21 protein-coding genes are annotated in these 24,337 nt (G+C 63.5%); 12 read left to right on the top strand and 9 right to left on the bottom strand.

Annotated elements, in window-relative coordinates:
- Positions 1–37 precede the first annotated feature (37 nt).
- From ILT43_RS15655 to ILT43_RS15620, 8 genes are read right to left on the bottom strand one after another with little or no spacing between them, the layout of a single operon-like run.
- Positions 38–1,192: an acyl-CoA dehydrogenase family protein gene (locus tag ILT43_RS15655; protein ID WP_204199920.1), complete on the bottom strand. Its 1,155-nt coding sequence runs from the start codon at positions 1,190–1,192 to the stop codon at positions 38–40.
- Positions 1,189–1,632 (bottom strand): OB-fold domain-containing protein, encoded by a 444-nt coding sequence (locus ILT43_RS15650; protein ID WP_204199919.1) that lies wholly within the window; start codon positions 1,630–1,632, stop codon positions 1,189–1,191. The genes ILT43_RS15655 and ILT43_RS15650 overlap by 4 nt, the downstream gene beginning before the upstream one ends.
- Positions 1,629–2,807, bottom strand: a complete 1,179-nt coding sequence (locus ILT43_RS15645) for a thiolase C-terminal domain-containing protein (protein ID WP_204199918.1) — start codon at positions 2,805–2,807, stop codon at positions 1,629–1,631. The genes ILT43_RS15650 and ILT43_RS15645 overlap by 4 nt, the downstream gene beginning before the upstream one ends.
- On the bottom strand, positions 2,804–3,805 hold the full coding sequence (locus ILT43_RS15640) for an aldo/keto reductase (protein WP_204199917.1): 1,002 nt from the start codon (positions 3,803–3,805) through the stop codon (positions 2,804–2,806). Before ILT43_RS15640 ends, ILT43_RS15645 begins: the two co-directional genes overlap by 4 nt.
- Positions 3,806–3,840: 35 nt before the next feature.
- Complete coding sequence (locus tag ILT43_RS15635; RefSeq protein ID WP_204199916.1) at positions 3,841–5,016, bottom strand: thiolase family protein; 1,176 nt, start codon at positions 5,014–5,016, stop codon at positions 3,841–3,843.
- Positions 5,013–5,909, bottom strand: coding sequence for a 3-hydroxyacyl-CoA dehydrogenase (locus ILT43_RS15630; RefSeq protein WP_204199915.1), 897 nt, complete (start codon positions 5,907–5,909; stop codon positions 5,013–5,015). Before ILT43_RS15630 ends, ILT43_RS15635 begins: the two co-directional genes overlap by 4 nt.
- A 9-nt stretch (positions 5,910–5,918) precedes the next feature.
- Positions 5,919–6,728 carry an enoyl-CoA hydratase/isomerase family protein gene (locus ILT43_RS15625; protein WP_204199914.1) on the bottom strand — a complete coding sequence of 270 codons (810 nt, stop codon included), beginning with the start codon at positions 6,726–6,728 and terminating at the stop codon, positions 5,919–5,921.
- On the bottom strand, positions 6,725–8,434 hold the full coding sequence (locus ILT43_RS15620; protein WP_204199913.1) for an AMP-binding protein: 1,710 nt from the start codon (positions 8,432–8,434) through the stop codon (positions 6,725–6,727). The genes ILT43_RS15625 and ILT43_RS15620 overlap by 4 nt, the downstream gene beginning before the upstream one ends.
- Positions 8,435–8,525: 91 nt before the next feature.
- Between ILT43_RS15620 and ILT43_RS15615 the strand changes: the two genes are divergently transcribed.
- The 10 genes from ILT43_RS15615 to ILT43_RS15570 all read left to right on the top strand — a co-directional run bounded on the left by ILT43_RS15615 (position 8,526) and on the right by ILT43_RS15570 (position 18,858).
- Positions 8,526–8,705, top strand: coding sequence for a hypothetical protein (locus ILT43_RS15615; protein ID WP_204199912.1), 180 nt, complete (start codon positions 8,526–8,528; stop codon positions 8,703–8,705).
- Positions 8,705–11,116 carry a 5-amino-6-(D-ribitylamino)uracil--L-tyrosine 4-hydroxyphenyl transferase CofH gene (gene cofH / locus ILT43_RS15610; protein WP_204199911.1) on the top strand — a complete coding sequence of 804 codons (2,412 nt, stop codon included), beginning with the start codon at positions 8,705–8,707 and terminating at the stop codon, positions 11,114–11,116. Before ILT43_RS15615 ends, cofH begins: the two co-directional genes overlap by 1 nt.
- A 14-nt stretch (positions 11,117–11,130) precedes the next feature.
- Positions 11,131–11,790 carry an NADPH-dependent F420 reductase gene (gene npdG, locus ILT43_RS15605; RefSeq protein ID WP_204199910.1) on the top strand — a complete coding sequence of 220 codons (660 nt, stop codon included), beginning with the start codon at positions 11,131–11,133 and terminating at the stop codon, positions 11,788–11,790.
- Positions 11,787–12,773, top strand: coding sequence for a TIGR03619 family F420-dependent LLM class oxidoreductase (locus tag ILT43_RS15600; protein ID WP_204199909.1), 987 nt, complete (start codon positions 11,787–11,789; stop codon positions 12,771–12,773). Before npdG ends, ILT43_RS15600 begins: the two co-directional genes overlap by 4 nt.
- Before the next feature lies 1 nt (position 12,774).
- Positions 12,775–13,572: a crotonase/enoyl-CoA hydratase family protein gene (locus ILT43_RS15595; RefSeq protein WP_204199908.1), complete on the top strand. Its 798-nt coding sequence runs from the start codon at positions 12,775–12,777 to the stop codon at positions 13,570–13,572.
- Position 13,573: 1 nt separating this feature from the next.
- A complete protein-coding gene (gene cofC / locus ILT43_RS15590; protein ID WP_204199907.1) occupies positions 13,574–14,215 on the top strand; it encodes a 2-phospho-L-lactate guanylyltransferase in 642 nt (213 codons plus the stop codon).
- Positions 14,212–14,787: a nuclear transport factor 2 family protein gene (locus ILT43_RS15585; protein ID WP_204199906.1), complete on the top strand. Its 576-nt coding sequence runs from the start codon at positions 14,212–14,214 to the stop codon at positions 14,785–14,787. The genes cofC and ILT43_RS15585 overlap by 4 nt, the downstream gene beginning before the upstream one ends.
- A gap of 153 nt (positions 14,788–14,940) precedes the next feature.
- Positions 14,941–15,657, top strand: a complete 717-nt coding sequence (locus ILT43_RS15580; protein WP_204199905.1) for an IS6 family transposase — start codon at positions 14,941–14,943, stop codon at positions 15,655–15,657.
- Between the two features lie 447 nt (positions 15,658–16,104).
- Entirely contained in the window at positions 16,105–17,874 is a 1,770-nt protein-coding gene (locus ILT43_RS15575; RefSeq protein ID WP_204199904.1) for a hypothetical protein, read from the top strand.
- Between the two features lie 273 nt (positions 17,875–18,147).
- The gene (locus ILT43_RS15570; protein WP_204199903.1) at positions 18,148–18,858 is read left to right on the top strand and encodes a hypothetical protein; all 711 of its coding nucleotides are present in this window, start codon (positions 18,148–18,150) and stop codon (positions 18,856–18,858) included.
- Positions 18,859–19,318: 460 nt separating this feature from the next.
- On the opposite strand, the gene ILT43_RS15565 is transcribed toward ILT43_RS15570, so the two are convergent.
- On the bottom strand, positions 19,319–20,230 hold the full coding sequence (locus tag ILT43_RS15565; RefSeq protein WP_204199902.1) for a hypothetical protein: 912 nt from the start codon (positions 20,228–20,230) through the stop codon (positions 19,319–19,321).
- Between the two features lie 400 nt (positions 20,231–20,630).
- Between ILT43_RS15565 and ILT43_RS15560 the strand changes: the two genes are divergently transcribed.
- Together ILT43_RS15560 and ILT43_RS15555 are read left to right on the top strand one after the other, a co-directional pair.
- On the top strand, positions 20,631–20,888 hold the full coding sequence (locus ILT43_RS15560) for a hypothetical protein (RefSeq protein WP_204199901.1): 258 nt from the start codon (positions 20,631–20,633) through the stop codon (positions 20,886–20,888).
- Positions 20,889–21,158: 270 nt separating this feature from the next.
- Positions 21,159–24,299 carry a TonB-dependent receptor gene (locus ILT43_RS15555; protein WP_204199900.1) on the top strand — a complete coding sequence of 1,047 codons (3,141 nt, stop codon included), beginning with the start codon at positions 21,159–21,161 and terminating at the stop codon, positions 24,297–24,299.
- Positions 24,300–24,337 lie beyond the last annotated feature (38 nt).

Here is a 24,337-nt window from a genome sequence, read left to right as displayed (position 1 = left end):
CCGGCGCCGCCGGGGTAGGGTGCAATCCCTGCCCGGCTCACGAGCGCGGCTTCAGGATGTCGCGCGCGATCACCAGCTTCTGCACTTCGGAGGCGCCTTCGTAGATGCGCATGGGCCTGATCTCCCGGTACAATCGCTCCACGATCGAGCCGCGCAGCACGCCCGCGCCGCCGAACAGCTGGACCGCCGTGTCGACAACTTCCTGCGCGGCTTCGGTGGCGACCAGCTTGGCCATGGAGACCTCTCGCGTGCAGCGCCCCAGCCCGGCGTCCTTGGACCAGGCGGCGCGATAGACCTGCAGGCCGGCGCCTTCGAGCGCGACCGTCATGTCGGCGATCTTGCTCTGTACGCCCTCGATCGCGGCCATGGGCTTGCCGAACATCGCGCGGCTGCCGACCCGCTCCACCGTCTCGTCCAGCGCGCGGCGGGCAAAGCCTAGCGCGGCGGCACCCACCGAAACCCGGAAGATGTCGAAGGTCTGCATCGCAAGCTTGAAGGCGCTGCCGGGGGCGCCGACCATACGGCTGGCGGACACGCGCATGTCGTTCATGCGCAAGATGCCGCCGGCATGCGCGGCGACGAAATCCTGTGTCTCGGCGGAAAGCCCGGGCGTGTCCGCATCGACCAGGAATGCCGACAGCCCGCGCGCACCCTCCGCCTCGCCGGTACGCGCGACGATGACGTAATGGTCGGCGATGCCGGCATTGGTGATGTAGGTCTTGGTGCCGTTGAGCACATAATCATCGCCGTCGCGAACGGCAGTGGTGGCAACGGCCGCGACATCGGAACCCGCGTCAGGCTCCGTGAGCGCAAAGGCTGCGATCGTGCGCCCTTGCCGCGCACGATCGAGATACTCGCCGGCCAGCGCGCCGCCGCCGGCCAGCCATAACGGCGCGGTGCCGATGCCCTGCATCACAAAGGCGGTGTCAGCCAGCCCGCCGCTGCGATACGCCAGAATCTCGCGGATCAGGCAGACCGATCGTACGTCCACGGCCAGTGTGCTGCCCGCTGCGGGAATGATCAGGTCGAGCAGTGCCTCGTCCGCCAGCGCGCGCAGCATCGTGCGTACCGGCGGGCCGAAGTCAGCCGGCTCCTCCTCGACATGCGGGATCGACCATTCGGCCAAGCGGGCGGCCAGGGCGCGATGATGGTCGTCCAGGAACGGCGTGGCCCAGATTGGCGAGGGGGTCATGCGGCACTCTCTCCCAGGCGAAAGCGCGGGATCACGGTTCCGTCCTCCAGCGTGTCGAACACCACGTGGACGGGGGCGCCGATGCGCACCGCGTCGATCGCGCTGTCGACGATGTTGGTCACCATCCGCCGGCCGTCCGCGCCGTCGAGCGTCACGACCGCTGGGACATAGGGGATCGTATGCTCGGTGCCCGGCAGCGTGGCGCGCTCCACGATCGTGTAGCTGTAGAGCGTGCCGGTGCCCGGCAGCGTCGGCCACTCGATCGACTGGGAGCGGCACACCGGGCAGAAGGGGGTAGGCGGCATGCGGAAATGGCCGCACGCGCCGCATCGGGCGCAGGTCAGCCGGTGCTCTTCAGCCGCGTCCCAGAACGGCTCGGTCCAGCGATCACTGGCCAGCGTGAAGGCGCCAAGGGGCGGGCGCTTGGCGATCCGAGTCACCGATCGCTCCTGAGGATCAGCCCGCTGACGGGCACGTTGGAAGGACCGCCGGTAACCAGCGCAGTCCTGGCGCCGGCGACCTGATGGTGCGCCGTGCCGCGCAGCTGCTCCACGGCCTCGCGCACATGGCTCATGCCCCAGATGTAGCCGCCGGAAAGCTGCCCGCCATCGGTGTTGATCGGCAGGCGGCCGTTCCGGGCGACCGCGCCGCTGGCCACGAACAGCCCGCCCTCGCCTTTGCCGCAGAAGCCGTAATCCTCCAGCTGCATCAGCACCTGCGAGGTAAAATGGTCGTAGATCTGGGCGGTATCGATCCCGCCCACGTCGACGTCCGCGGCGGCGAACAGGCGCCGGGCGATCGCCGCATGGCCGGAGGACGCGAAAGTCTCGTCCGGCATGTCCATCCAGTAGATCGATCGGGCCCACTCGCCCGCGCCGCCATGCGCGCTGGCGTGAACCAGCACCGGCCGCTGCTTGAGGTCGCGGGCCCGCTCTGTCGAGGTCACGATCACCGCCACCGCGCCGTCCGTCTCCAGGCAGAAATCGTACAGGCAATGCGGGTCGCTGATCATCGGCGCGGCGAAATACTCGTCGCGGGTCAGCGGCTTCTGCATCAGCGCGGTGGGATGGCCCACCGCATTGTCGCGCACGGTGATCGCCACGTCGGCGAAATGGTCGCGGGTGGTGCCGTGGAGATGCATGTGGCGCCGGGCGAGCAGCGCGAACATGTGCCCCGGCCCGACAAGCCCGGCGGACTGGTAGAAGCTGCTTTCCGGGCTCGCGGCATAGCTGGTCGGGATAGCGCCGTAGCGCAGCGTCCCCTGCTGCACGGCTCCGACCACGACGACCGTTTCGGCATGGCCCGACAGGATCGCGGCGGAGGCCAGCCCCACGGCGCCGGCCGATCCGCCGCCGCTGCCCGTCAGCGAGGCGGTGAAGCCGCAATCACGGATGCCCAGCGTCTCCATCAGATAGCCGGTGTCGAACCCGCCCGCGAAGTAGGCGAAACCGTCGATATCCGGCACCGCCACGCCGGCATCGTTTGCCGCGGCGATGATCGCCTTGCCGACAAGTTCCTCCAGCGTCTGCGGGGCGGAGTGGCCGCGCTTCACATACGGGGTCGCGCCCAGGCCCACGATCGCGGTGCGATCCCGCAGGGCAAAACGAGTGCTCACCGTGCTTCGGCCGGCTGCGGAACCGTGCTCCACTTGCCCGCTCCGCCGACCGCCCCGGGAGCAAGCGCCTGATCGAGCGCGCGACAATCCTCTGCATCCAGCGTCAGCGTTGCGGCACCGGCATTCTCCTCCAGATAGCGCACGCGCTTGGTGCCGGCGATCGGCACCACATCCTGCGCCAGCAGCCAGGCCAGCGCGACCTGGCCAGGCGTCGCGCCATGCCGATTGGCGATCGTGCGCACCCGATCCACTAGCGCAAGGTTGCCGGGCAGGTGCGCCGCCGAAAAGATCGGCGCGTTGCGGCGCAGATCGTCCGGCGCCAGATCGTCGACCGAACGGATTTGCCCGCCCAGAATGCCGCGCCCCAGCGGGCTGTAGGCAAGAAAGGTGATGCCCAGTTCGCGGCAGGTGGGCAGCACGTCCTCCTCGACCTCGCGCGCGAACAGCGAATATTCGGACTGCAGCGCTGCAATCGGATACTCGGCATTGGCCCGGCGCAGCGTCTTTACCGATACTTCGGACAGGCCGATGGCACGGATCTTGCCCTCGCGGACGAGATCGGCAAGGCCGCCCACCACCTCTTCGATCGCCATCGCCGGATCGTGGCGATGGACATAGTAGAGGTCGATCGCCTCGACCTTGAGCCGCTTGAGCGATGCCTCGCAGGCCGCGCGGGCATGCGCCGGGGAGTTATCGAGCACCCGGTCGTAGGTGCTGCCAACGGGTCCATCCGGATCGCGCAGGATGCCGAACTTGGTGGCGATCAGCATGTCGTCGCGGCCATGCCGCGCAAGGAAGCGGCCGACCAGTTCCTCGTTGGCCCCACGCCCGTACAGGTCGGAGGTGTCGAGATGGGTAATGCCCAGTTCGGCCGCGCGGTCCAGCACCGCCTGGCTTTCCGCCTCATCCGCGTCGCCATAGAATTCGGACATGCCCATGCAGCCGAGCCCCAGGGCGGAGCTTTCAAGATCGGATCGGCCAAGCCGTACGGTTTTCACGCCCTTCTCCCTCGTGCCCTGTCGGCGATCCTGCCTCAAAGCCGTTCAATGATCGTGGCGGTGGCGATCCCCCCGTTGCAGCACATCGCCTGCAACCCGTAGCGCGCACCGCGACGTTCCAGTTCGTGTAGCAGGCTCGTCATCAGCCGCGCGCCGCTGGCGCCCAGCGGATGGCCGAGCGCGATCGCGCCGCCGTTGACGTTCAGCTTCTCAGGGTCGCCGCCCAGTTCCTTGAGCCAGGCCAGCGGCACGGAGGCGAAGGCCTCGTTGATCTCGTACAGGTCGATATCGTCCAGCGTGAGCCCGGCCATCGCCAGTACCTTGCGCGTCGCCGGGATTGGTCCGGTCAGAACCAGGGCGGGATCGGCACCGATCGAGGTGAAGGCGACCACCCGCGCACGTGCGCGCAGCCCCAGGGCCTCTGCACGCTCGCGCCGCGCGATCAGCAGCGCCGCTGCCCCGTCGGAAATCTGCGATGCGTTGCCCGCGGTAATGCGGCCGCCTTCGCGGAACACCGTCTTCAGCGTGCCGAGCTTTTCGCGGCTGGTGTCGCGGCGGATCGTCTCGTCGCGCTCCAGTCGCTGCGCCTTCAGTTCGACGCCACGCTCCGCCACCGCGGCGATGTCCACCGGCACGATCTCGTCGGCAAAGCGGCCGGCGTCCTCGGCCTGCGCCGCGCGCGTGTGGCTGCGGATCGCAAAGCCGTCGACGTCCTCGCGCGTCAATTGCCAGACATCGGCGATCCGCTCCGACGCTTCGCCCTGCGACGGGATCTCGCCGCGCTCTTCCGCCATCCAGCCATAGGCCTCGCCATGGATCGACCGGTTCGATCCCATGGGCACGCGGCTCATGCTCTCGATACCGCCCGCCACTATCATGTCCGCCGATCTTGCCGCGATCAGCCCGGCAGCAACATGCACCGCCGCCTCGGACGAGCCGCACTTGCGATCGATCGTCATGCCCGGAATCTCGACCGGCCAGCCGGCGGAAAGCAGCGAGGTCCGCGCGACGTTGGCGGATTGCTCGCCGACCTGCGTCACGCAGCCGAAGATAACGTCGTCCACCTGCTCGTGCGGGATGCCGGAGCGCGCCGCCAGCGCGTTGAGAACCACTGCCCCCAGATGGTCGCCGCGCACCGGCGCCAATGCACCGCGGAAACGGCCGATTGGCGTGCGGACCGCGCCGACGATCACGACGTCGTTGCCGCTCATCGTGCGCTCAACCCGGAGCCGGCGACCTTCTGGCCCGCGTCATACTTGTAGACCCCGTGGCCGACCTTGCGCCCATAGCGGCCGGATTTGACCATCTTCTCGATCAGCGGACAGGGTCGAAACTTCTCGCCCAGCGTGGAATGGAGGTATTTGAGCACGGACAGTCGCGTGTCCCAGCCGGTCATGTCGCCCAGCTCCAACGGGCCCATCGGATGGCCTAGCCCCATGCGCAGCGCCGTGTCGATATCCTCAGCGGTACCCACGCCTTCCTGCAGCATGTACATCGCCTCATTGCCGAGCATCGCGCTCATGCGGCTGGTGGTGAAGCCCGGTGCCTCCGCAATCGCGATCGACTGCTTGCCCATGCGCGTCGCCCAGTCGGTCAGCAGCGCCACCGTCTCGGGCGAGGTCTGCAGCCCGCGCACGATCTCCACCAGCTTCATCTTGTGCACCGGATTGAAGAAATGCATGCCCGCAAAGCGCGTCGGATCGGGCGTGGTGGCGGCGAGTTCGGTGATCGACAGCGCAGACGTGTTGCTGGTCAGAACGGCGCCAGCGGGGGCATTGACACTGACTGTGTCGAAGATCGCGATCTTCACGTCCAGCCGTTCCGATGCGGTCTCCACCACCAGCCCGCTGCAAGAGGCGGCCGCCGCCAGATCGGGCTCCACCGTGATCCGCGCGCGCGCGGCAGCGGCGTCTTCCGCCGACAGTTTGCCGATTGCAACGGCGCCGTCGAGGATGGTGCCGATCGCCGCTGCCGCCTTGGCCGTCGCCTCAGGCGAGGCGTCGTTCAGCAGCACGTTCGCGCCTGCCACCGCAAAGCCATGCGCGATGCCCGTACCCATGATGCCGGCACCGATCACCAGCACCGTGTTCGTCGTGTTGGTCATTGTTGTCCCTTATCGGCCCTGGAAGACGGGTGACCGCTTCATCTTGAACGCCTCCGCCGCTTCCTTCTTGTCTTCGGTTGTCAGCAACATGGTGAAGAGGTCGCGCTCGCGGGCGAGCCCCGCTCCCAGTGAGCCGTCCATGCCGGCGCACACCGCTTCTTTGAGATAGGCGATAGCAACCGGCGCCTTGGCGGCCAGCGCCCTGGTCAGCGCGATCGCTGCGTCGTGCAGGTCGGCGCGCGACGGCGCCAATCGCGTCACCAGGCCATAGTCCAGCGCCCTGGCGGCATCGATCCGTTCGCCGCTGAGCATCATGTCAAGCGCCCGGCCGGAACCGATGAGCCGGGTCAGCCGCTGGGTGCCACCGGCGCCGGGAATCAGCCCCAGATTGACTTCCGGCAGACCGAAGGTCGCATCGGCCGACGCGATGCGGATGTCACACGCTAGCGCGATCTCCAGCCCGGCCCCCAGGCAGAAGCCGTGGATCGCGCACACTACCGGCTTGCGCATGGCCGCCAGCGCGTTGGTGTAATCGCGGTCGGCCGGGGGCTTGCGCGCTTCGGTGGGGGAAAGGGCGGGGCGATCCTCCTTGATGTCGGCGCCCACGCAGAACGCGCGCTCGCCCTCGGCGCGCACCAGCACCGCCTTGATACCGGGCGAAGCGCTCACTTCCTCGCACGCGCGCACCAGCCCGATCCGCAGCGCATCGTTGACCGCGTTCATCGCCGACGAGCGCGCGAGGGTGATGATCGCGATGTCGCCGTCGCGCGCAAGCGTCAGGCTGTCGGCTTCGATCTGCGTTGCTGCCAGCGTGCTCATCCCGTGGCTCCTGCGGTCTGGCGGGCGCGCATGCGATCCCAGTTGCCGGGCCCGTGCCCCGACTCGCGCAGCGCCTTTTTTTGCACCTTCTGAGAGGGGGTCTGCGGCAATGCATCGATCACCTCGACATAGCGCGGCACCATGTAGGACGGCATGCGCGCGTCGCACCAGGCGGCGAGATCGTGATGATCGAGCACCGCGCAGTCGTTGAGCACCACGAACGCCTTCACTTCGTCCTCGCCGCCGGCCTCGTCCGCCGGCGATCCGATGACCGCGCATTCGGCGATCGCCGGGTGGGAGCGAACCACCGCCTCGACCTCGAACGAAGAAATGTTCTCGCCGCGGCGGCGCAGGGCGTCCTTCACGCGATCAACGAAATAGTACCAGCCTTCCGCATCGCGGCGCATCGCGTCGCCGGTGTGGAACCACAGGTTACGCCAGGTCTCCACCGTCTTCTCGGGCATACCGAGATAGCCGTTGCAGATGATGCCCGGCTCCTTGTGGCGCACCAGCAACTCGCCGATCGCGCCTTCCGGCACTTCCTCGTCGGTTTCTGGATCGGCCAGCCGGATCTCGAAAAATTGGTCCACCAGCACGCCCGACGCCCCCGCCGGCCGGGGCGCACCCCATGGCGTCTGGAACACGTTGGAGATTTCCGTCTGGCCGAAGCCGTCGACGAAGGTGATCGGCCCGAACCGCGCGACGAACTTCTCCGCCAGATCAGGCGCCAGCGGCGCGGCATAGATCCGCGTCAGCCGATGATCACGGTCCTCGGACGAGGGCGGCTGCGCGAGGATGAACGCCATGGTTGCGCCCAGCAGATTGCAAACGGTGGAGTTGGACCGGCGGATGCGCCCGAAGAAATCGGAGGCGCTGAACCGCGGATACAGCACGCAATGCGCGCCGGCGATCAGCGACGGATAAACCGTGAGGAACTGCGCATTGCCGTGGAACAACGGAAACGCGGTCGAGTAGACGTCGTCCTCGGTTAAACGGACAAGCTGCACATCCTCTTCGGCAAAGAAGTAGAATTGCGAGTGCGCCATGAGCACGCCTTTGGACAGGCCTGTAGTGCCCGAGGTGAACAGCACGGCCGCTGTGTCGCGCGGGCCGACCTCAATGCCCGGATTGCTCCCGTCGCCCTGCGGCAGGTCTTCGAAGCGGCTTGTGGTGATCCGCGAAAAGGCCGGCGGGGTACCGTCGCCCACCAGAATGCAATGCTCGATGCCTTCCAGCTGGTCCTCGATCTCGGCCATGCGTGCGGCAAGTTGGGGCGTGGTGACGGCGAGGCGGCCTTTGCTGAGGCCGGCCTGATGCCGCAGGAACTCCCCCTTGTAATCGTTGCCGATCGTCACTTCGACGGCACCGATCTTGGCCAAGCCATACCATGCGAAGACGTATTCCAGACAATTGGGCAGGAACAGGATCACGAAGTCACCCTTGGCCACGCCCAGGCTCTGAAAGCCGCGCCCAACGCGGTTGGCGATCTTATTCACTTCCCCGAAGGAGTGCGCACGGCCGACGTCCGTCCACGACAGACAGGGCCGGTCGGCGCGATGCACTGCTTGGTGCTCCAGAACCGCGGGTAACGACCACTGGTCACGCGGGAAATGCGGTTCGAAATGCGGATAGGTCAGCACAGCTGCCGGCGTCCTCTCAACGGCTCGTTGGCCTGATTTGTCGTTGTCGCCAGCAAACCACATCATCGATCCGGCTTCAAGAATCTTTTTCTATTGCGAAATCCGTTCTATATAGAGGATACAGAGACAAGGGCGAGAAAGCCTGCAGGAGAGTAAGATGGGCACCCAGCGCGATGCGGAGCCGCCGAATTCAGCAGCATACCCGACCTGCTGGTCGGTAGCCGATCTGCACGGCGTGGCGCCTGTTGCAACAGTGGGCGTGCCGTCGCAGATCTCCAATGCTATCGCACGGACGGACGTTGTCGACAGGGCGGCCGCGTGGAACGAGGCGATCTGATGGGCGGAAGGGCAGCAACATCGGCCGGGCAGGGCGAACCCTGCGAAGGCGCCGCCGGCCACGAGGAAACCGGCAGCTGGATGGCGCGCGTCGAGCCGCTGTCGATCACCGCCTTGTCCGCGCTGGCCTGGGACCGGGCGCGCGCCTTCCACGGAACGCGGATAACCTACTCGCCAAAAGTTTTCATCCCGCTGACCCGGTTGTGCCGCGACGTATGCCATTATTGCAGTTTCGCGCAGGTTCCCCGGCCCGGCCACCGCGCCTATCTGACGCCGGACGAGATCCGCGGCATAGCCGCTGCCGGCGCGGCTGCGGGCTGCGGCGAAGCGCTGTTTACGCTGGGCGAGCAGCCAGAGGCCCGCTATTCGGTGGCGCGCGCCGAGCTTGCCGACCTCGGTCATGCCACCACCAACGCCTATTGCGCCGCCATGGCCGACATGGTGCAGCGCGAGTTCGGGCTGGTGGCGCATGTTAATGCCGGCATTATGACGGTGGACGAGCTTGCCGCATTCCGTCGTGCCTCGGGCTCGCAAGGGCTGATGCTCGAATCGACGTCGGAGCGGTTGACGCAGAAGGGCGGCGTGCATCACGGCTCGCCCGGCAAGGCGCCGCAGCGGCGGCTGGCGCTGCTGGAGCAGGCGGGCACGCTCGCCATTCCGTTCACCACCGGGATCCTGATCGGCATCGGGGAGACACGCAGCGAGCGCGTGGATGCGCTGCTGGCTATCCGTGACCTGCATGTCCGGCATGACCACATCCAGGAAGTCATTGTGCAGAACTTCCTGCCCAAGCCGGGCACGAAGCTGGCGGATGTGCCCGCCGCAGGATTTGACGAACTGCTCTGGACGGCGGCGGTGGCGCGGCTGATCCTGCCCGGCACCGTTCACCTGCAGGTCCCGCCCAATCTCAGCTTCGATCGCTTTGGCGAACTGCTGGCAGCGGGAATCGACGATTGGGGCGGCGTGTCGCCGGTCACGCCCGACCACGTAAATCCCGAAGCGGCATGGCCCGCCGCTGATCGCCTTGCCGCGATCACGGCCGCCGCCGGACTGGAGCTGGTGCCGCGCCTGCCTGTCTACCCCGACTATCTGGCGCAGCGTTCGCGCTGGCTCGATCCGGCGGTCGCCCCAGTCGTGTTGCGCGCTAGTGATGGCGCCGGGCTACTGCGCCAGGATCGCTGGTTTCCCGGCGGAACAGAGATCGTCGTGCCACCTGCGGCGCCAACCCTGCTGGCGGCGGGGCCGCGTATCGACGCGATCCTAGCGCGGGCGGATCGGGGCGAGCGAATCGACAGCGGCGACATCGCCGAGCTGCTCGATGCGCGTGGCGGGGCGGCGGCGGCCGTGATGGCGGCGGCCGATGCCGCACGCGCTCGCCAGGCGGGTGACACGATCACCTATGTGGTAAACCGCAACATCAACTACACCAACATCTGTGCGTACAAATGCGGGTTCTGTGCCTTTTCCAAGGGCAAGAAGCACGAGCATCTGCGCGGCAAGCCTTATGATCTGCCGCTTGCGGAAATTGGGCGCCGCGTTGCGGAAGCATGGGGTCGCGGCGCAACCGAAGTGTGCATGCAGGGCGGCATCCACCCGCGTTTTACCGGCCGGGATTATCTGGCTGTGTTGGCGACCGCCAAGGAAGTGCAACCCTCGATCCACGTGCACGCTTTTTCACCACTCGAAGTGCAGCACGGTGCGGCCACGCTGGAGATGGGCGAGCGGCGCTATCTGGAGATGCTGCGCGACGCGGGGCTCGGGTCGCTGCCCGGCACCGCGGCCGAAATCCTCGACGACAAGGTTCGTGCACAGATCTGCCCGGACAAGCTAGACACTGCGGGCTGGCTGCGCATCGTGCGCACCGCACATGAGATCGGGCTGCGCACCACAGCGACGATCATGTTCGGCCATGTCGAAGGCCATGGCGATGCCGCGCGGCACCTGCTGGCGATCCGCGACCTGCAGGACGAGACTGGCGGGTTTACCGAGTTTGTGCCCTTGCCCTTCGTCCATGCCGAGGCGCCCATGTTCCTTAAAGGCTTGGCGCGCCGCGGACCGACTTTCCGCGAGGTGGAATTGATGCACGCTGTTGCCCGGCTCGTGCTGGGGCCGCTGATCCCCAACATCCAGTCATCTTGGGTGAAGCTGGGCGAGGCGGGAATGGAGCGCTGTCTTTGCGCCGGTGTCAACGATCTGGGTGGCACGCTTATGAACGAAAGCATCTCGCGCGCCGCGGGTGCCAGCCATGGCCAGGAATGGTCGCCGCGCGCGATCGAGGCGTTCGGCGAGCGGGTCGGTCGGCCCGTTCGCCAGCGCACCACGCTGTACGGAACCCCCCACGCCGGGCGGCGCAACCAGTCGATCAATGCGGCGCCGCTGACGCCGCTGCAGTTCGCCACCGCGGCCTGCTGACAAGGAGAGAAGAGATGGCCGAGCAACGTACTATTGCCGTGATCGGCGGCACCGGACAGGAAGGCGGCGGCCTCGCTGCGCGCTTTGCCCATGCGGGACACCGCGTGATCATCGGCTCGCGCGACGCGGACAAGGCAGCCGATGCAGCGGCGCGTCTCAACGAGAAGGTGGGCGCCGATCGGGTGAGCGGCCACACCAATGCGGATGCAGTCGCTGCCGCTGATCTTGTCGTGCTAGCCGTCCCCTATCAGGGTCAGAAGCACACGGCCCTGTCGCTCAAGGAAGCACTGGCGGGCAAGATCCTGGTGGATGCGACGGTGCCGCTGGTGCCGCCCAAGGTGGCGCGCGTCCAGCTGCCCGAGGGTGGATCGGCAGTGGCCGCGATCCAGGTGTTGCTGGGACCCGAGGTCAAGGTGGTTTCCGCCTTTCAGAACGTCTCCTGGAATCACCTGATCGACCTGGACCATGCGATCGATTGCGACGTGCTGGTGTGCGGCGACGACAATGACGCGTGCGACACGGTCGTGGCGCTGATCGGCGAGATCGGAATGCGCGGTTTCCATGCCGGGCCGATCGTTAATTCCGCTGCGGCCGAGGCGCTGACCTCGCTGCTGATCTCGATCAACCGTCGGTACAAGAGTTCCGGATCGGGCATCCGCATCACCGCCGTTTGATCCCGCTGGCCGGCATGGGCCGTCCGTCCGTCCGTCGCAGGAGACATGCCTTGAGCAATGCTTTAAAGTTCACCGTCAACGGCAATCATTTCGTCCATGCAGGCGGGCTTTCCTCAATGGTGCCGTTCGCCAAGGAGGCCGACAGGCTTGGCTACGATTATCTTCGCTTGCTCGATCATGTCGTGGGGGTGGACGCGGAGAAACACGGCGGCATCGACAAGACGCCGTACACGGCACAGAGTGAACTCCTCGAGGTGTTCACGCTGATCGCCTACCTGTCGGCGATAACCGAGCGGCTGGGATACATGACCGGTGTGCTGGGCCTTCCAGCGCGGCAGACGGCGCTGGTGGCCAAGCAGGCGGCGCAGGTCGACATCCTGTGCGGTGGCCGCTTCGTGATGGGCGTGGGCATCGGCTACAACCCGGTCGAGTTCGAGGCGATGGAATTCAACTTCAAGGAACGCGCGCCGCGGATCGAGGAGCAGATCCACGTGCTGCGCCAGTTGTGGACCGGCGAGTCGGTGACGTTCGAGGGCCGCTGGCATCATCTGCGCGACGTGAACGTCAATCCGGCGCCGCCGGCCCGTTCAATACCGATCTGGATGGGCGGCGGCCGTACCGATGCACCGGTTCCGCCGCCAGCCGTGCTCAATCGTGTCGGTCGCCTTGCCGATGGGTTCATGCCGCTATTCCGCATCGACGATGCAACGGGCAAGCTGCCCGACGACCAGATCGCGGCGCTGGATGTCGTGCGCGCAGCGATGTCGGAGGCCCGGCGCGATCCCGCGACCCTCGGATTGGAGATCAGCTTGCATCCCCATGGCAAGGATCGGCACCAAGTGATGGCGGAGATCGACTATCTACGCTCGGTGGGTGTGACCAACGTCCATCTGCGCTTCCCGCCCGATCCACTCGAGGCGCAACTCGACTACATCCGCGACTTTGCCGAACTGCGCGACGCCTATGTGAAGGCGTCAGCCTGACATGGCCATCCTGCTCTCCCGGCGCGACGGCCATGTCCTTACGCTGACGCTCAACCAGCCGGACCGGCGCAACCCGATCTCCGATCCAGACATGATCGAGGCGGTCATCGCGGCGCTGCTGGAGGCGGACCGCGACGTATCCGTCCGCGCCGTCGTGCTCACCGGTGCGGGGAGCGCGTTCTCGTCAGGCGGCGACGTCAAGAAGATGGTGCCGGGTGGGGGGCTGCGTGATGCCCTGCCGGCGCAGACCCGGCGCAATTATCGCAACGGCATCCAGCGCCTGCCGCTGGTCTTTCAGGATCTGGAGGTGCCGGTGATCGCCGCGATCAACGGCGCGGCGATCGGCGCCGGATGCGATCTGGCGTGCATGTGCGACGTGCGCATCGCTGCGGACAGCGCGAAGTTCGCCGAGAGCTTCGTGAAGATGGGCATCGTGCCCGGCGATGGCGGGGCCTGGCTGCTGCAGCGGATCGTCGGCGTTTCCAAGGCGACGCACATGGCGCTGACGGGCGAGATGATCGACGCGCATGAGGCGCTCGCATGCGGCCTCGTGTCGAAAGTGGTGCCGGCCGACGCCTTGCAGGAGGCCGCGGCCGCCGTGGCACGGCAGATCGCGGACAACCCGCCGCATGCGGTGCGGATGACCAAGCGATTAATGCGCCAAGCGCAGCAGGCCAGCCTTTCCGCCGTGCTGGAGATGTCAGCGGCGATGCAGGCGCTTGCCCACGAAACGCGCGACCATGAGGAGGCGGTCCTAGCTTTCGGCGAGCGCCGTCCACCGGTCTTCGAGGGCCGGTGACATGGACGGACTGTGGCTGATCGTTCCTGCCAAGCCGTTTCGCGACGGCAAATCACGATTGTGCCTGCCGGCCTGGCAACGCGCGGCTCTGAACCGGGCCTTTCTTCACCATGTGCTGACCACCGCGGCTCAGGTTATCCCTCCCGAGCGCACCGTGGTGATCTCGCGCGATCCGGACGTGCTGAGCCAGGCGCGTCGACACGACGTTCGTGCGCTGCCCGAAGCGGCGGACAGCGATCTGAACGATGCCCTGGGTTGCGCGGCAACCTTTGCGGCGTCGAGGGGAGCTACACACATATTGTCGCTGTTCACCGACCTGCCGCAGCTGACGGTGGGCGATGTGCAGGCGCTCCTGGCCGCGGCATCATCGGATCGTGCGGTGGTGATCGCGGCGGACAAGGCGGGCGGCGGCACCAATGCGATGCTGATGCCGGCCTGCCTGTTCCCCTACAGCCATGGCGCCGGCAGCTTCTGGCGCCACCTGTCCACGACGCGGGAGGCCGGTCACGCCGTCGCGGTGCTGCGCCGCCCGGGACTGATGGCAGACGTGGATGAGCCGGGGCAGATGGAGGCGCTTCCTCGCAAGTTCGCGATGGTGCTGGAGCCCGGCAACGCCCGGATGCAAACGGAGGTGGTCAAATGACGGACATCGCGGCGCTGGAACGGCGGATCGCCCGGGTGGAGGCGCAGCAGGAGATCCGTGCGCTGGTGAGCACCTATTGCATGGCGTGCGACGATCGCGACCTGAATACGCTGACCGGGCTGTTCACGCCGGAAGGCACCTTTCAGAGCCGCAACGGCGCCACCGATGCGCATGGCCGCGACGCCATCCGCCGCCATTTCAGCAGCCGATATGCGGGCATGGGTGTCACCAATCACTGGACGCACGATCATCTGATCACGTTGGAGGACGACAACAGCGCAACCGGCATCGTCTTCTCCCATGTCGAAAGCAGTCTGCAGGGTACGGGGTTCCTCGGCGCCACCCGCTACCATGATCACTATGTCCGGCAAGACGGCCAATGGCGGTTCGGCAGCCGGCTGCTCGATTTCCTGTACTTCGCGCCTGCCGCCGAATATCCGGGTATCCTTTCGGAGCAGTTGCGCATGAAGGCGTTCGGTAGGAATGCCGCAGCAGACTACCCGGAGGGATTAGAAACGTGGCGTGCTTCGATGCCAAGATCGGACGACCCTGCGCTCAGAACAACAGAATGAGCATGCCGGGATAAGGAGCTTCGTCAAAGAAAGTGCACCGGCTGGTAATCGGGGCAGGGTACGGCGCGGACATGCCGCGTTCTCGCAAGCCAGCCAGTGGCTCTGTCAAAGCAAATGCACCCGTCGGTAACTCGGGGATTGTAAGGGCGCCGCATGCCCCGCCCGCGCAAGCCAGCCAGTCCGTTCCGCTACTTCAACTCCTCGCCGGAGGTGATCCGGCTGGTGGTGCTGATGTACGTCCGCTTTCCGCTCAGCCTGCGCAACGTGGAGGACCTGCTGTTCGAGCGTGGGATCGACATTTGCCACGAGACGGTGCGGCTGTGGTGGAACAGGTTTGGGCCGCTGTTTGCAGGCGAGGTGCGGAGGAAGAGGGTGAGCCACATGCGTGGCTTCCGCCACTGGCGCTGGCACCTGGACGAGATGTACGTGAAGCTGAATGGCGAGATGGTCTACCTCTGGCGAGCGGTAGATCACGAAGGCGAGGTGCTGGAGAGCTACGTTACCAAGACCAGGGACAAGGCAGCAGCTCTCACCTTCATGAAGAAGGCGCTGAAGCGCCACGGCTCACCAGAGGCGATCACCACGGACGGCCTGCGCTCCTACCGTGCAGCCATGAACGACCTCGGCAATGCGGAGAAGCAGGAGATCGGTCGCTGGACCAACAACCGGGTCGAGAACTCCCACCTGCCGTTCCGACGACGAGAGAGGGCGATGCTACGCTTCAGGCAGATGAAGACGCTGCAGAAGTTCGCTTCCGTGCACGCCAACGTCCACAACCACTTCAGCCTGGAGCGCCATCTCACCGACCGACAGACTTACCGCGAACGACGCTCCGCAGCTCTTGCGGAGTGGCAGGTGCTCGCCAGCTAGGCGACTAGCCTCAAAGCCCGACATCCATCCTGGGGAGAGCAGTTCGCGTTAGACTGACAGCACCGCTGTAGCTGATGAAAGCGGCGTAGCGGCTCACAAATTGCCCCCCGAAGCGGGTAGCCCCCGCACTCCCCGTGCCGCGTGTCGGGCACCTCGCCTTGTTTCGCAAGACCCCGGACGTCATGGAGAACTCATGATCTAGCGATATACGACCTGCGATCCGCCCGGGGTGCGGAACAGCAGCGTCATCAGGGCACAGTCAGGGATGGTGCGATCCATTAAAGCAGTGGCGGCAGACAAGGATCGGTCGGCTCGCTATGCGCTTCCCCAGTGGAAGTGGTGACTTTGGGTTGAGACGGACGCTGGTGGGGAGACGAGCGTGGAGCATGTAGATCGACGAGAACCTTGGATCGGCGGGCATCTCGCGCGCATGAAGGTGCAAGGATCTTGAACACGTCGACGAACGCGGTGACACCGCACACCATGACCGCAACAATCCAGGATGCGCCCATCGCCATTGGCGTAACCGGGCACCGGCTTGCCCGGCTCGCCAACATCGACCTGGCGCAATTGCAGGCGCGGATTGACGAGGTCTTGGCAGCGATGGCTGCGGCGTCGCCGGACAGTCGCTTCCGCCTCATCGGCAGCCTTGCCGAAGGGTCGGACATGATGACGGCCGATGCTGCGCTCGGCGCGGGCTGGCAGCTCGATACCGTGCTACCATTCGCCCGCGACGACTATGCGGACGATTTCGACCGTGCCGGCGCAGCGAGTCTACACGCCAGGCTTGATCGATCCACGAACGTGCTGGAACTGCCGGGTCGGCGCGACGAGCCGGGCGGCGAAGCCGCAGCGTACGAACGGGCCGGTCGCGTCGTACTCACCCAGAGCGACATCCTGCTCGCCATATGGGACGGCGAGCCGGCCCGCGGGCGCGGAGGTGCCGCCCAGATCGTGGCGGAGGCTGTTGCACAGGCAATCCCCGTGCTGGTCCTGCACCCCGATCCGTCGCAACCGCCGGTCCTGCTCTGGAGCGGACTGAACCAGCATGACACCGGGCCGGAAGCCGTCGATACCATCGCTCGGGGAAGCCTGGACGACCTGCCGTTGCTGATGACGCGCCTCGGCGCGTTGATCTCAACTCGTGGCAGCGAAGGAAGCCGCCGGGTCGTGCCCGAGGCGCCGCCGCTTTTCGCGGTGGCTTATCCGCTTCTCCTCGCATTCACGGGCGTTCGGCGCTTCCGGCTTGCTGACCTTCGCCGGCCGTGCCCGGCCGCGCGAGTGCCGGGCGGAGCGCCTGGCCGCTCGATGGCCGCGCGGATCGATGCCCAGCTCTGGCCTCGGTTCGACGCGGCAGATTGCGAGGCGAGTCTGGCCGCACAACTGTTCCGCAGCGCGTTCGTCAGCAGCTTCGCACTGGCTGCGCTTGCGGTCACATTGGCTCTGCTCGGCCTGATCGTGCCGGTTGGGGTGAAACCGCTCCTCGCCGCAGGCGAGTTCGCATCGATCGCAATGATCCTTCTCATTACAAGTTGGGGATCGCGGGCGGGCTGGCATGGGCGATGGCTCGATCAGCGCGCCCTTGCCGAAGAGCTTCGCTGTTTAGCGGTGTCGGCTGCGCTCGGTGACCTGTTCCTGCGTGGCGTGCAGGGGCAGGGGGCAGACACTGCCGGACGCGAACGGCGCGTCATCGCGCGAAGGCTCGCACTTCCATCTGCCAGAATCGATGCAACCTACCTCGCGGACGCCCATGCCAGCCTCGCCGCTCTGCTCGACAATCAGATCGGCTACGTACGGCGAGAGGCCGGGCGGATGCACCGGCTGGAGCACCGGCTGCATCGCCTCGGCGGCGCCCTGTTCGCGATCACCGCTCTGGTCTGCGCGGGCGTACTGGGCATCGAGGTATTCTGGACGTTTTCGCATGCGCCGGGGGCGGAGCATAGCCTTCCGCTCGGCGTGACAGTGGTCAGCGCCTCGCTACCTGCAATTGGCGCAGCCATTTACGGCATCCGCATGCAGGGTGACTTTGCAGGCGCAGCAGAGCGCAACGCGGCTTTGGCAACACAGTTGGCTGAATTGCGACGGATCGTCACGGATGAGGCTCCGGGGTTCGATGGTTTACGCCGCCTGATCCGGCGAACAGCTGAACTCCTGACAGCGGATGTTTCCCAGTGGGTTCGCGCCACGCGGGCGCGGCCACTGACCCTTCCGGGTTAAGCGCTCCAGCTGGCCACCGCGGACGTCGCCTCTCGTAAGACATAGGGGCTTCCAGACGAGCTGACTGGGCGGGAATGGCTCAGAATGAACACGATTTTGCCGCGGCTCAGATGAATGGATGACCGGAGTTGGGAGACGCTTCAACCAAGCTGAACATCTGAAAGTGGGTCATTGCGAACGCGAAATGCCAGTTCGTTAACGCCCCAATAGCCGACGCTCGCCAGCGCCCGTCTTTGGCGGTAGCATCAGCGATATTAGGGTTTGGGAGAGGCCGTGATCAGGAGCTTCCGGTCAATAAAGGGAGAACCGCGCCTGTTCGCGGGGATTGCCCTTACGCAGTTGCTCGTCGTGATCGCCGGGTTCGGTTTGGAACCCATGCGCGGACGCACAAATTACGGCGCGTTGCCACTCGAAGTCTACCTGCATGCCACCATCGGCTTGGCCTGGTGCGTTTTGGCGGTCATCCAGCCATGGCTGATTGGCATGCGACAGCGCGAGCTTCACCGAACGTTTGGTTGGATCGGCGCGTTTATCGCCGTCGCGCTGGTAACAACCGGGATCTGGACAACCTTCGACTCGATCGTCGGTGGCCGCCAGTCAGAACCCGCCTTTACGATCGTAGCAAACATCGGCGGCTTGATCCCGTTTGCCCTCTTGGTGATGTTGGCAATCCGTGTACGGCGGCGCAGCGACTGGCATCGTCGGCTTCTGGCGTGCGCCACGATCATCGCCGTCGCTCCCGCTTGGGCCCGGATCGTGCCGATGGAACAGCTTGGGCCGATCGGTCTGCTGCTGATGGAGGCGGGAATGCTCGCGCCGGTCGCCTGGAGCGCAGTCCACGAACGATGGACCCAGGGGAGAATCCATCCGGCCTGGTACTGGGGTGCGGCTGCAATCCTCTCGCCGCTGTTCATGGTGCCGGTCGCCTTAGTGCCGGGGTTTGCAACCTGGGCGGGCGGGCTTGCCCCCGCCGTGAAACCTTGACGGTCGACCGTCTTAAGGGGTCCTCCCACGTTGGCCTGAGGACCGACCATATGGACGATCCGGCGCATCTTGATTGAGGGCCTTGTCGGGGGTGCTTGGGGGTGGTGCTTCGCTCTAGTGGGCATGTTGGACCGCTAGCAGGGGCTACGATTTGTAACCCTAATGACCGTTTTCCTCACAGCGGCGGTCGTTCGAACGTCAATTTACGGTTGCCGAAAGCTGTCGTCACCGGACATGAACGAACGTCTGAACCTTGGTGGCCGCAAACTGCGTACGACTGGCCGGAAGTGGGTCTGTGCGGTAACGCAACCACGGACTTGTAAGCCTATCCCTCATAGTTTCGCTCGCCCGCTTCTTAATATTGGCTACAATCTCGAGTAAACCTGTCATAGATAAGCAAAATATTATAGTATTTGTCAAAGGTTCGTATCGTTTATAACAGTTTGAACGATGTCGATGATCATGACTTGATAAGCGTATCCACGTTTTGCACTGCTACAGCCCATCTATATACCGCGTCGGCTACATACACGCGGAATTGCAGAGCCTTAACATAGACGTTTCTCGGATTGCCCAGGCAAAACTGAGCGCCACCGAGTATCTTCTCTCGAATTTTAGATTCTTCTTTCGATCCGAAATTGCCATAGGCAAGCTTGACGGATGCCTCGGGCTGCAGTTGAACCATACACGTCACTGCCCTGAAGTATCGAAGATCGCTCGGTGCACGTACACGGTTCCTTTTCGCCTCCCGAGCTTCATAACGCTTAATTACCGCAGGATCAGTCGTCTGCGAGCGGCTCAAGATTAGGTTTGGGGCAAATCTCACAAGTACCTCAGTGATAAGGGCTCCCCGCTGATACATAGAGCGACCTAGTTCTGGTGGAGCTATCGAGAGAAGGTTGCCGCTTACTGAGCACGTTATATTGTTTCGGACAATCCAGTCTTGAGCATACACCTGCGATGGAGAGCTTGGCGCTCCATCGACGGCTATTTTGATTTGTCTTATATCGTCGTTCATGGCGCATCTAGCCACGTCACGGGCGTAGGAGTAGGTAAATGCCACATCGATTGGACCGTCGCCACCGTCTTGCGTTCGCGTACGTCCACTGCCAGTTATGACGCCCGGAACCTCGCTTAGATCATCCCGCTTGCCTGTGACCACGATGGCGCCGGAATCATAGTCTGACTTCTCATGAACACCGCTTCGAGGCACAGCTTGATGCTCATACCCGACAAGTGATGCACCAAGAGCTAAGCTACTGATTGCCAGCATCATCGGGTAGGACAGGGGCATGCGACACGCCTTCCTCTTTGGCTCTTCGCGGTTGGAATCAGCAGGTAGAAAGGCCTCGACGCTGCCGATGTCAAGCAACCGCCCTCCAATAGGGCCATGACCCAAAGCAACTTACAACCTAGCTCTGTCGAGTTCACGCGGCCCGTTGTTGCCGCGAGTATCTTAGCTGCCGGCGAAGCCTTAAAAGACGATTTTCACCAAGGAAACTTTCTGCTTCGATCTTAGCTGGCCCACCAATGTTGAGCGAGTGGATCGATGGTGGGCTGCCTTCGCTGTTGGACTGCGCCGGCGGACTGGCGTGCGGGAATTGCGGCGTTGGGGGAGGGTTCGCGTGCGGAGTTGGGAAGAGGGATCAGTTCACGCAAAATGTAGGTTAAAATCATCGTTGACTGAGACGGCATAAAGCGATCTAAGTTAGATGGCAGAGGCACCGCGCGAGGGCAGCTTCGAGAGATGCTAGTCTTGATCCCGCCTGAGGATGAAACATGACCACTTTTGCGACAGCTTTGTGAAACGCGGCGACTTCGATTTTGACTTTAGGGATGATACCCTGCCGGGCGCCGCTCGTTTACAAGGTTGGTACCAGCCAGAAACCATCATGCAAATAACAGAGATCTTGCAGCGCCATCCTCACCTGAGCGCTCTTACAATCAAAGTAAACGCCGCGGAGCGAGCTTGGAGGCGTCTGAATCATCCTGAAGGACCGATAGTGGTTGAGCCGTTTGACGTTGGCTAATCATATCTGGTTTCAACGTTGGCTGCGTGAACGCCGAGAGAAGCCCAGAGTATTTTCACTGGCTTGGTGAAATCAGCAACTCATAGCCATACCCCGGAGAACGCGCTGATGGGATGTCGCGCTGGTACCTCGGCCAGTACAACTAGAACTACATCTAAGTAGGACAGGGACCGTGTCATTTCGGTCACACGCGTCTGCAAATTTCAGGCTCGCTTGCTCCGTCGCTTTACACCGCCACCTTGGCCCTGCACGTTGTTGAAATTCCATGGAATGCCGCGTGTGCGGCGCCGCGGACGACAGCCTTTGGAGGGATTGCCGCTAGAAGAGTGGGGTTCGCTCGAAGCGAAAAAAGGGTTTGGTATGGTTTCGACATTGGATTTTGCCCGTCGTTCACTGCGGCTGGGTTCGGCTTTGCCAGCGATCGCACTCCTGGGCGCTGGTTGCGGAACAATGGCCTTCGCCTCGCCTGCTTACGCTCAGGATTACACCAACGTGACCGCTGCAGGTCGCGTTACGGATACCGCAGGCAAAGCGTTGGTCGGCGCGCGGGTCCAGATGCGGTCGAATGATCAGGGCTTCACCCGCGATGCTGAAGTCGGAAGCGACGGCTCCTATCGTGTACCGCAGCTGCCGCCTGGGACCTACACCTTCACGATTTCCGCCGATGGCTACGATACCTTCGTGGATGATAATGTTGCCATTAGTCAGAGTCAGTCCGGTAACAGCTTCCGCCTTGCGGCCGTTGGAGCTGCAGCGCCTGCCGCCGAGGGCGGCGACATTGTCGTGACGGGCGCTCGCGTGCAAATCGCTGACTTCGATCGCACCACCACCGGCGCTGTCATCAACGTTGGAGAGCTGCAAGCCCGGGTTCCAGTAGCGCGCTCGCTGCGCGACGTGATCCTGCTTGCACCGGGCACAACCCAGGGATCGTCTGGACAAAACGCTGCATTTGCCAACCAGACGGGGATCAGCGGATCGTCTTTCACGGAAAACGCATACTACGTAAATGGCTTGAATATCACGGAATTCCGCCAGGGGTTTGCGCCGGTAACGGTGCCGTTTGACTTTTACGATACCGTCGAAGTCAAGACCGGAGGGTTCCAAGCCGAATTTGGTCGATCGACCGGCGGTGTGGTCAACGCCACGACCAAGCGCGGCAGCAATGAATTCCACGGCAGCGTCTTGTTTAACTGGGAGCCAAACTCGCTAACAGACGACGCGCCAAACACCTACCTAGCTGATAACGACGGCGACTACTCCAATCGCACTGACACCGTTTTTCAGCTGAGCGGGCCAATCATCAAGGACCGGTTATTTTTCTATGGCCTGTATAACGCTCGCGATGTCATTTCACGAAATGGCACAACGGGTGCGGCAGCTGCAGATGGCACGCTGACTCCCGGCAACAATAGGAACACGCAGCAGCGTACGACTAGCCCCTTTTGGGGAGGTAAGCTCGACGCCATTCTTTTTGAGGGTCATCGGCTTGAGGGTACGTATTTCAATACTACCCAGACCACAAATACCTATCAAACGATCTACAATTCCGATACTAACGAGCGCGGCCTTTTTACTGGGGGGTCTAATGTTCGTTCAGGCGGCGAGAATTACGTCGGCAGGTATACTGGTACGTTCGCGCCATGGCTTACCCTATCGGCGGCGTACGGCGTAAATAAGAATCGTGGTGGATCGTTGCCACTTGATACAACTAATCCGAACGTTATCGATCAGCGGAGCGGAACGTCAGCGTCTATCGGCAATCCGTCCAACAGCATCACCACCAATGATGATAAGCGCGAGTTCTACCGCGGTGATGTCGATCTCTATTTCAAGCTGCTCGGTTCTCACCACATTCGGGCCGGTTATGATCGTGAGAATCTCACTGCGACGCAGATCTCTACTTCCATTGGCGGTGGATCAATCAACTACTTCCAAGTTAGAACTGCGAATGATCGCACGGGACTGCCAATTGGCACGCAATATTTAACCTCGCGCTTTTTTGAAAACGGGGGGTCGTTTGGAACAAACAACGAGGCGTTCTATATCCAGGATAGCTGGTCGATCTTCCAGGACAGAATATCGTTGCAACTTGGCATTCGTAACGACCGCTTTACGAACAAGGATGCAAACGGGGATCCGTTCTACAAGTCTGGCGACCAGTGGGGTCCGCGGCTTGGATTTACGGCTGACCCGTTTGGCGACGGCCGTAACAAAGTCTTTGGATCGTTCGGCCGATACTTCGTTCCTATCGCCGCTAACACCAACATTCGAGGTGCAGGGCGCGAACTCGATTATTCCCGCTTCAATGTTCTGGATGGCGTAAACGCCAATGGGTCACCTATCGTTGGTGCGCCTATCCTGACCGTGTCGAACTCCCGCCCATGTCCTGATACCGGTATTGCAAACTGCACTGTGACCAGCAATGGTGAGGTCACCGATCCTACAGCGTTTATTGCGCAAGGTCTAAAGCCTCAGTCTCTTGATGAGTACATCGTTGGTTTCGAACGCCGCATTGGTCAGCGCCTCCGGGTAGGCTTGAACTTCACCTATCGTAAGCTGGGTCAGGTTCTCGAGGACGTGGCGATCGATCAGGCTGCGATCGCGTACTGCACCGCGCAAGGCTTCACCTCCGATGCCTGTGGCGAAATTTATTCTGGGTTCTCGCAGTACGTGCTCGTCAATCCCGGTGAAGATGCCTCGATACAGTTGCTTGGCCTTCCCGACGGCACGACGCCCGTCGTCGACTTTACGGCTCAGCAATTGGGTTACCCGAAGGCCCGTAGAACCTACAAGGCGGTGGACGTGACGTTCAATCGCGAGTTCGACGGCGTTTGGAGCGTGCAAGGATCGTATACGTGGTCAAGCTTGAAAGGTAACTACGAGGGCGGCGCGAAATCTGATGTTGGCCAGGCGGATACCGGCGCAACGCAGGATTTCGATCAGCCTGGCCTGACGCTGGGATCATATGGATACCTCCCGGGCCATCGCCGGCATTCGTTCAAGCTTTTCGGCAGCTATCAGCTCAACGATGTCGTTACGCTTGGTGCTAACGGGCTCCTTCAATCGCCGAAGAAGTTTGGCTGTATCGGCGTCGTCCCCACCAGTGTCGATCCCTTTGCGGCCCAGTACCAGGCAGCCGGCAACTTTTGCCAAGGTGTGGCGACGCAACGTGGTAAGTCATTTGAAAGCGACTGGCGTAAGGAGCTGAACCTCACCGTTTCGGTCCGGGTTCCTGCTGATTTCGATGCCAGTATTCGGTTCGACGTATTCAACGTGTTTAATACGAAGTCGGCGCTCGACTTCGACGAGTTTGGCGATTTGGACAGCGGCGACGTCAATCCCAATTACCGCTCGCCGTTGGTGTACCAGCAGCCGCGCTCTGCCCGTATCCAGTTCCGCGTTGGCTTCTAAAATCAGGGCTGTAGATCAAGGGGTCGGTTCAACCGGCC

The organism is Sphingomonas longa (genome assembly GCF_016892685.1).
GTDB lineage: Bacteria > Pseudomonadota > Alphaproteobacteria > Sphingomonadales > Sphingomonadaceae > Sphingomonas > Sphingomonas longa.
Note: the sequence above shows the minus strand (reverse complement) of the source record. Positions and strands in the feature narration are given on the sequence as shown.

Bases quoted from the DNA above. Each gene is read 5' to 3' on its own strand.
- cofC (WP_204199907.1), top strand. From the start codon at position 13,574: ATGGACGGACTGTGGCTGATCGTTCCTGCCAAGCCGTTTCGCGACGGC.
- ILT43_RS15580 (WP_204199905.1), top strand. From the start codon at position 14,941: ATGCCCCGCCCGCGCAAGCCAGCCAGTCCGTTCCGCTACTTCAACTCC.
- ILT43_RS15555 (WP_204199900.1), top strand. From the start codon at position 21,159: ATGCCGCGTGTGCGGCGCCGCGGACGACAGCCTTTGGAGGGATTGCCG.
- ILT43_RS15595 (WP_204199908.1), top strand. From the start codon at position 12,775: ATGGCCATCCTGCTCTCCCGGCGCGACGGCCATGTCCTTACGCTGACG.
- ILT43_RS15585 (WP_204199906.1), top strand. From the start codon at position 14,212: ATGACGGACATCGCGGCGCTGGAACGGCGGATCGCCCGGGTGGAGGCG.
- ILT43_RS15625 (WP_204199914.1), bottom strand. From the start codon at position 6,728: ATGAGCACGCTGGCAGCAACGCAGATCGAAGCCGACAGCCTGACGCTT.
- ILT43_RS15635 (WP_204199916.1), bottom strand. From the start codon at position 5,016: ATGAGCGGCAACGACGTCGTGATCGTCGGCGCGGTCCGCACGCCAATC.
- cofH (WP_204199911.1), top strand. From the start codon at position 8,705: ATGGGCGGAAGGGCAGCAACATCGGCCGGGCAGGGCGAACCCTGCGAA.
- ILT43_RS15560 (WP_204199901.1), top strand. From the start codon at position 20,631: ATGAAACATGACCACTTTTGCGACAGCTTTGTGAAACGCGGCGACTTC.
- ILT43_RS15615 (WP_204199912.1), top strand. From the start codon at position 8,526: ATGGGCACCCAGCGCGATGCGGAGCCGCCGAATTCAGCAGCATACCCG.
- ILT43_RS15620 (WP_204199913.1), bottom strand. From the start codon at position 8,434: ATGATGTGGTTTGCTGGCGACAACGACAAATCAGGCCAACGAGCCGTT.
- ILT43_RS15630 (WP_204199915.1), bottom strand. From the start codon at position 5,909: ATGACCAACACGACGAACACGGTGCTGGTGATCGGTGCCGGCATCATG.
- npdG (WP_204199910.1), top strand. From the start codon at position 11,131: ATGGCCGAGCAACGTACTATTGCCGTGATCGGCGGCACCGGACAGGAA.
- ILT43_RS15655 (WP_204199920.1), bottom strand. From the start codon at position 1,192: ATGACCCCCTCGCCAATCTGGGCCACGCCGTTCCTGGACGACCATCAT.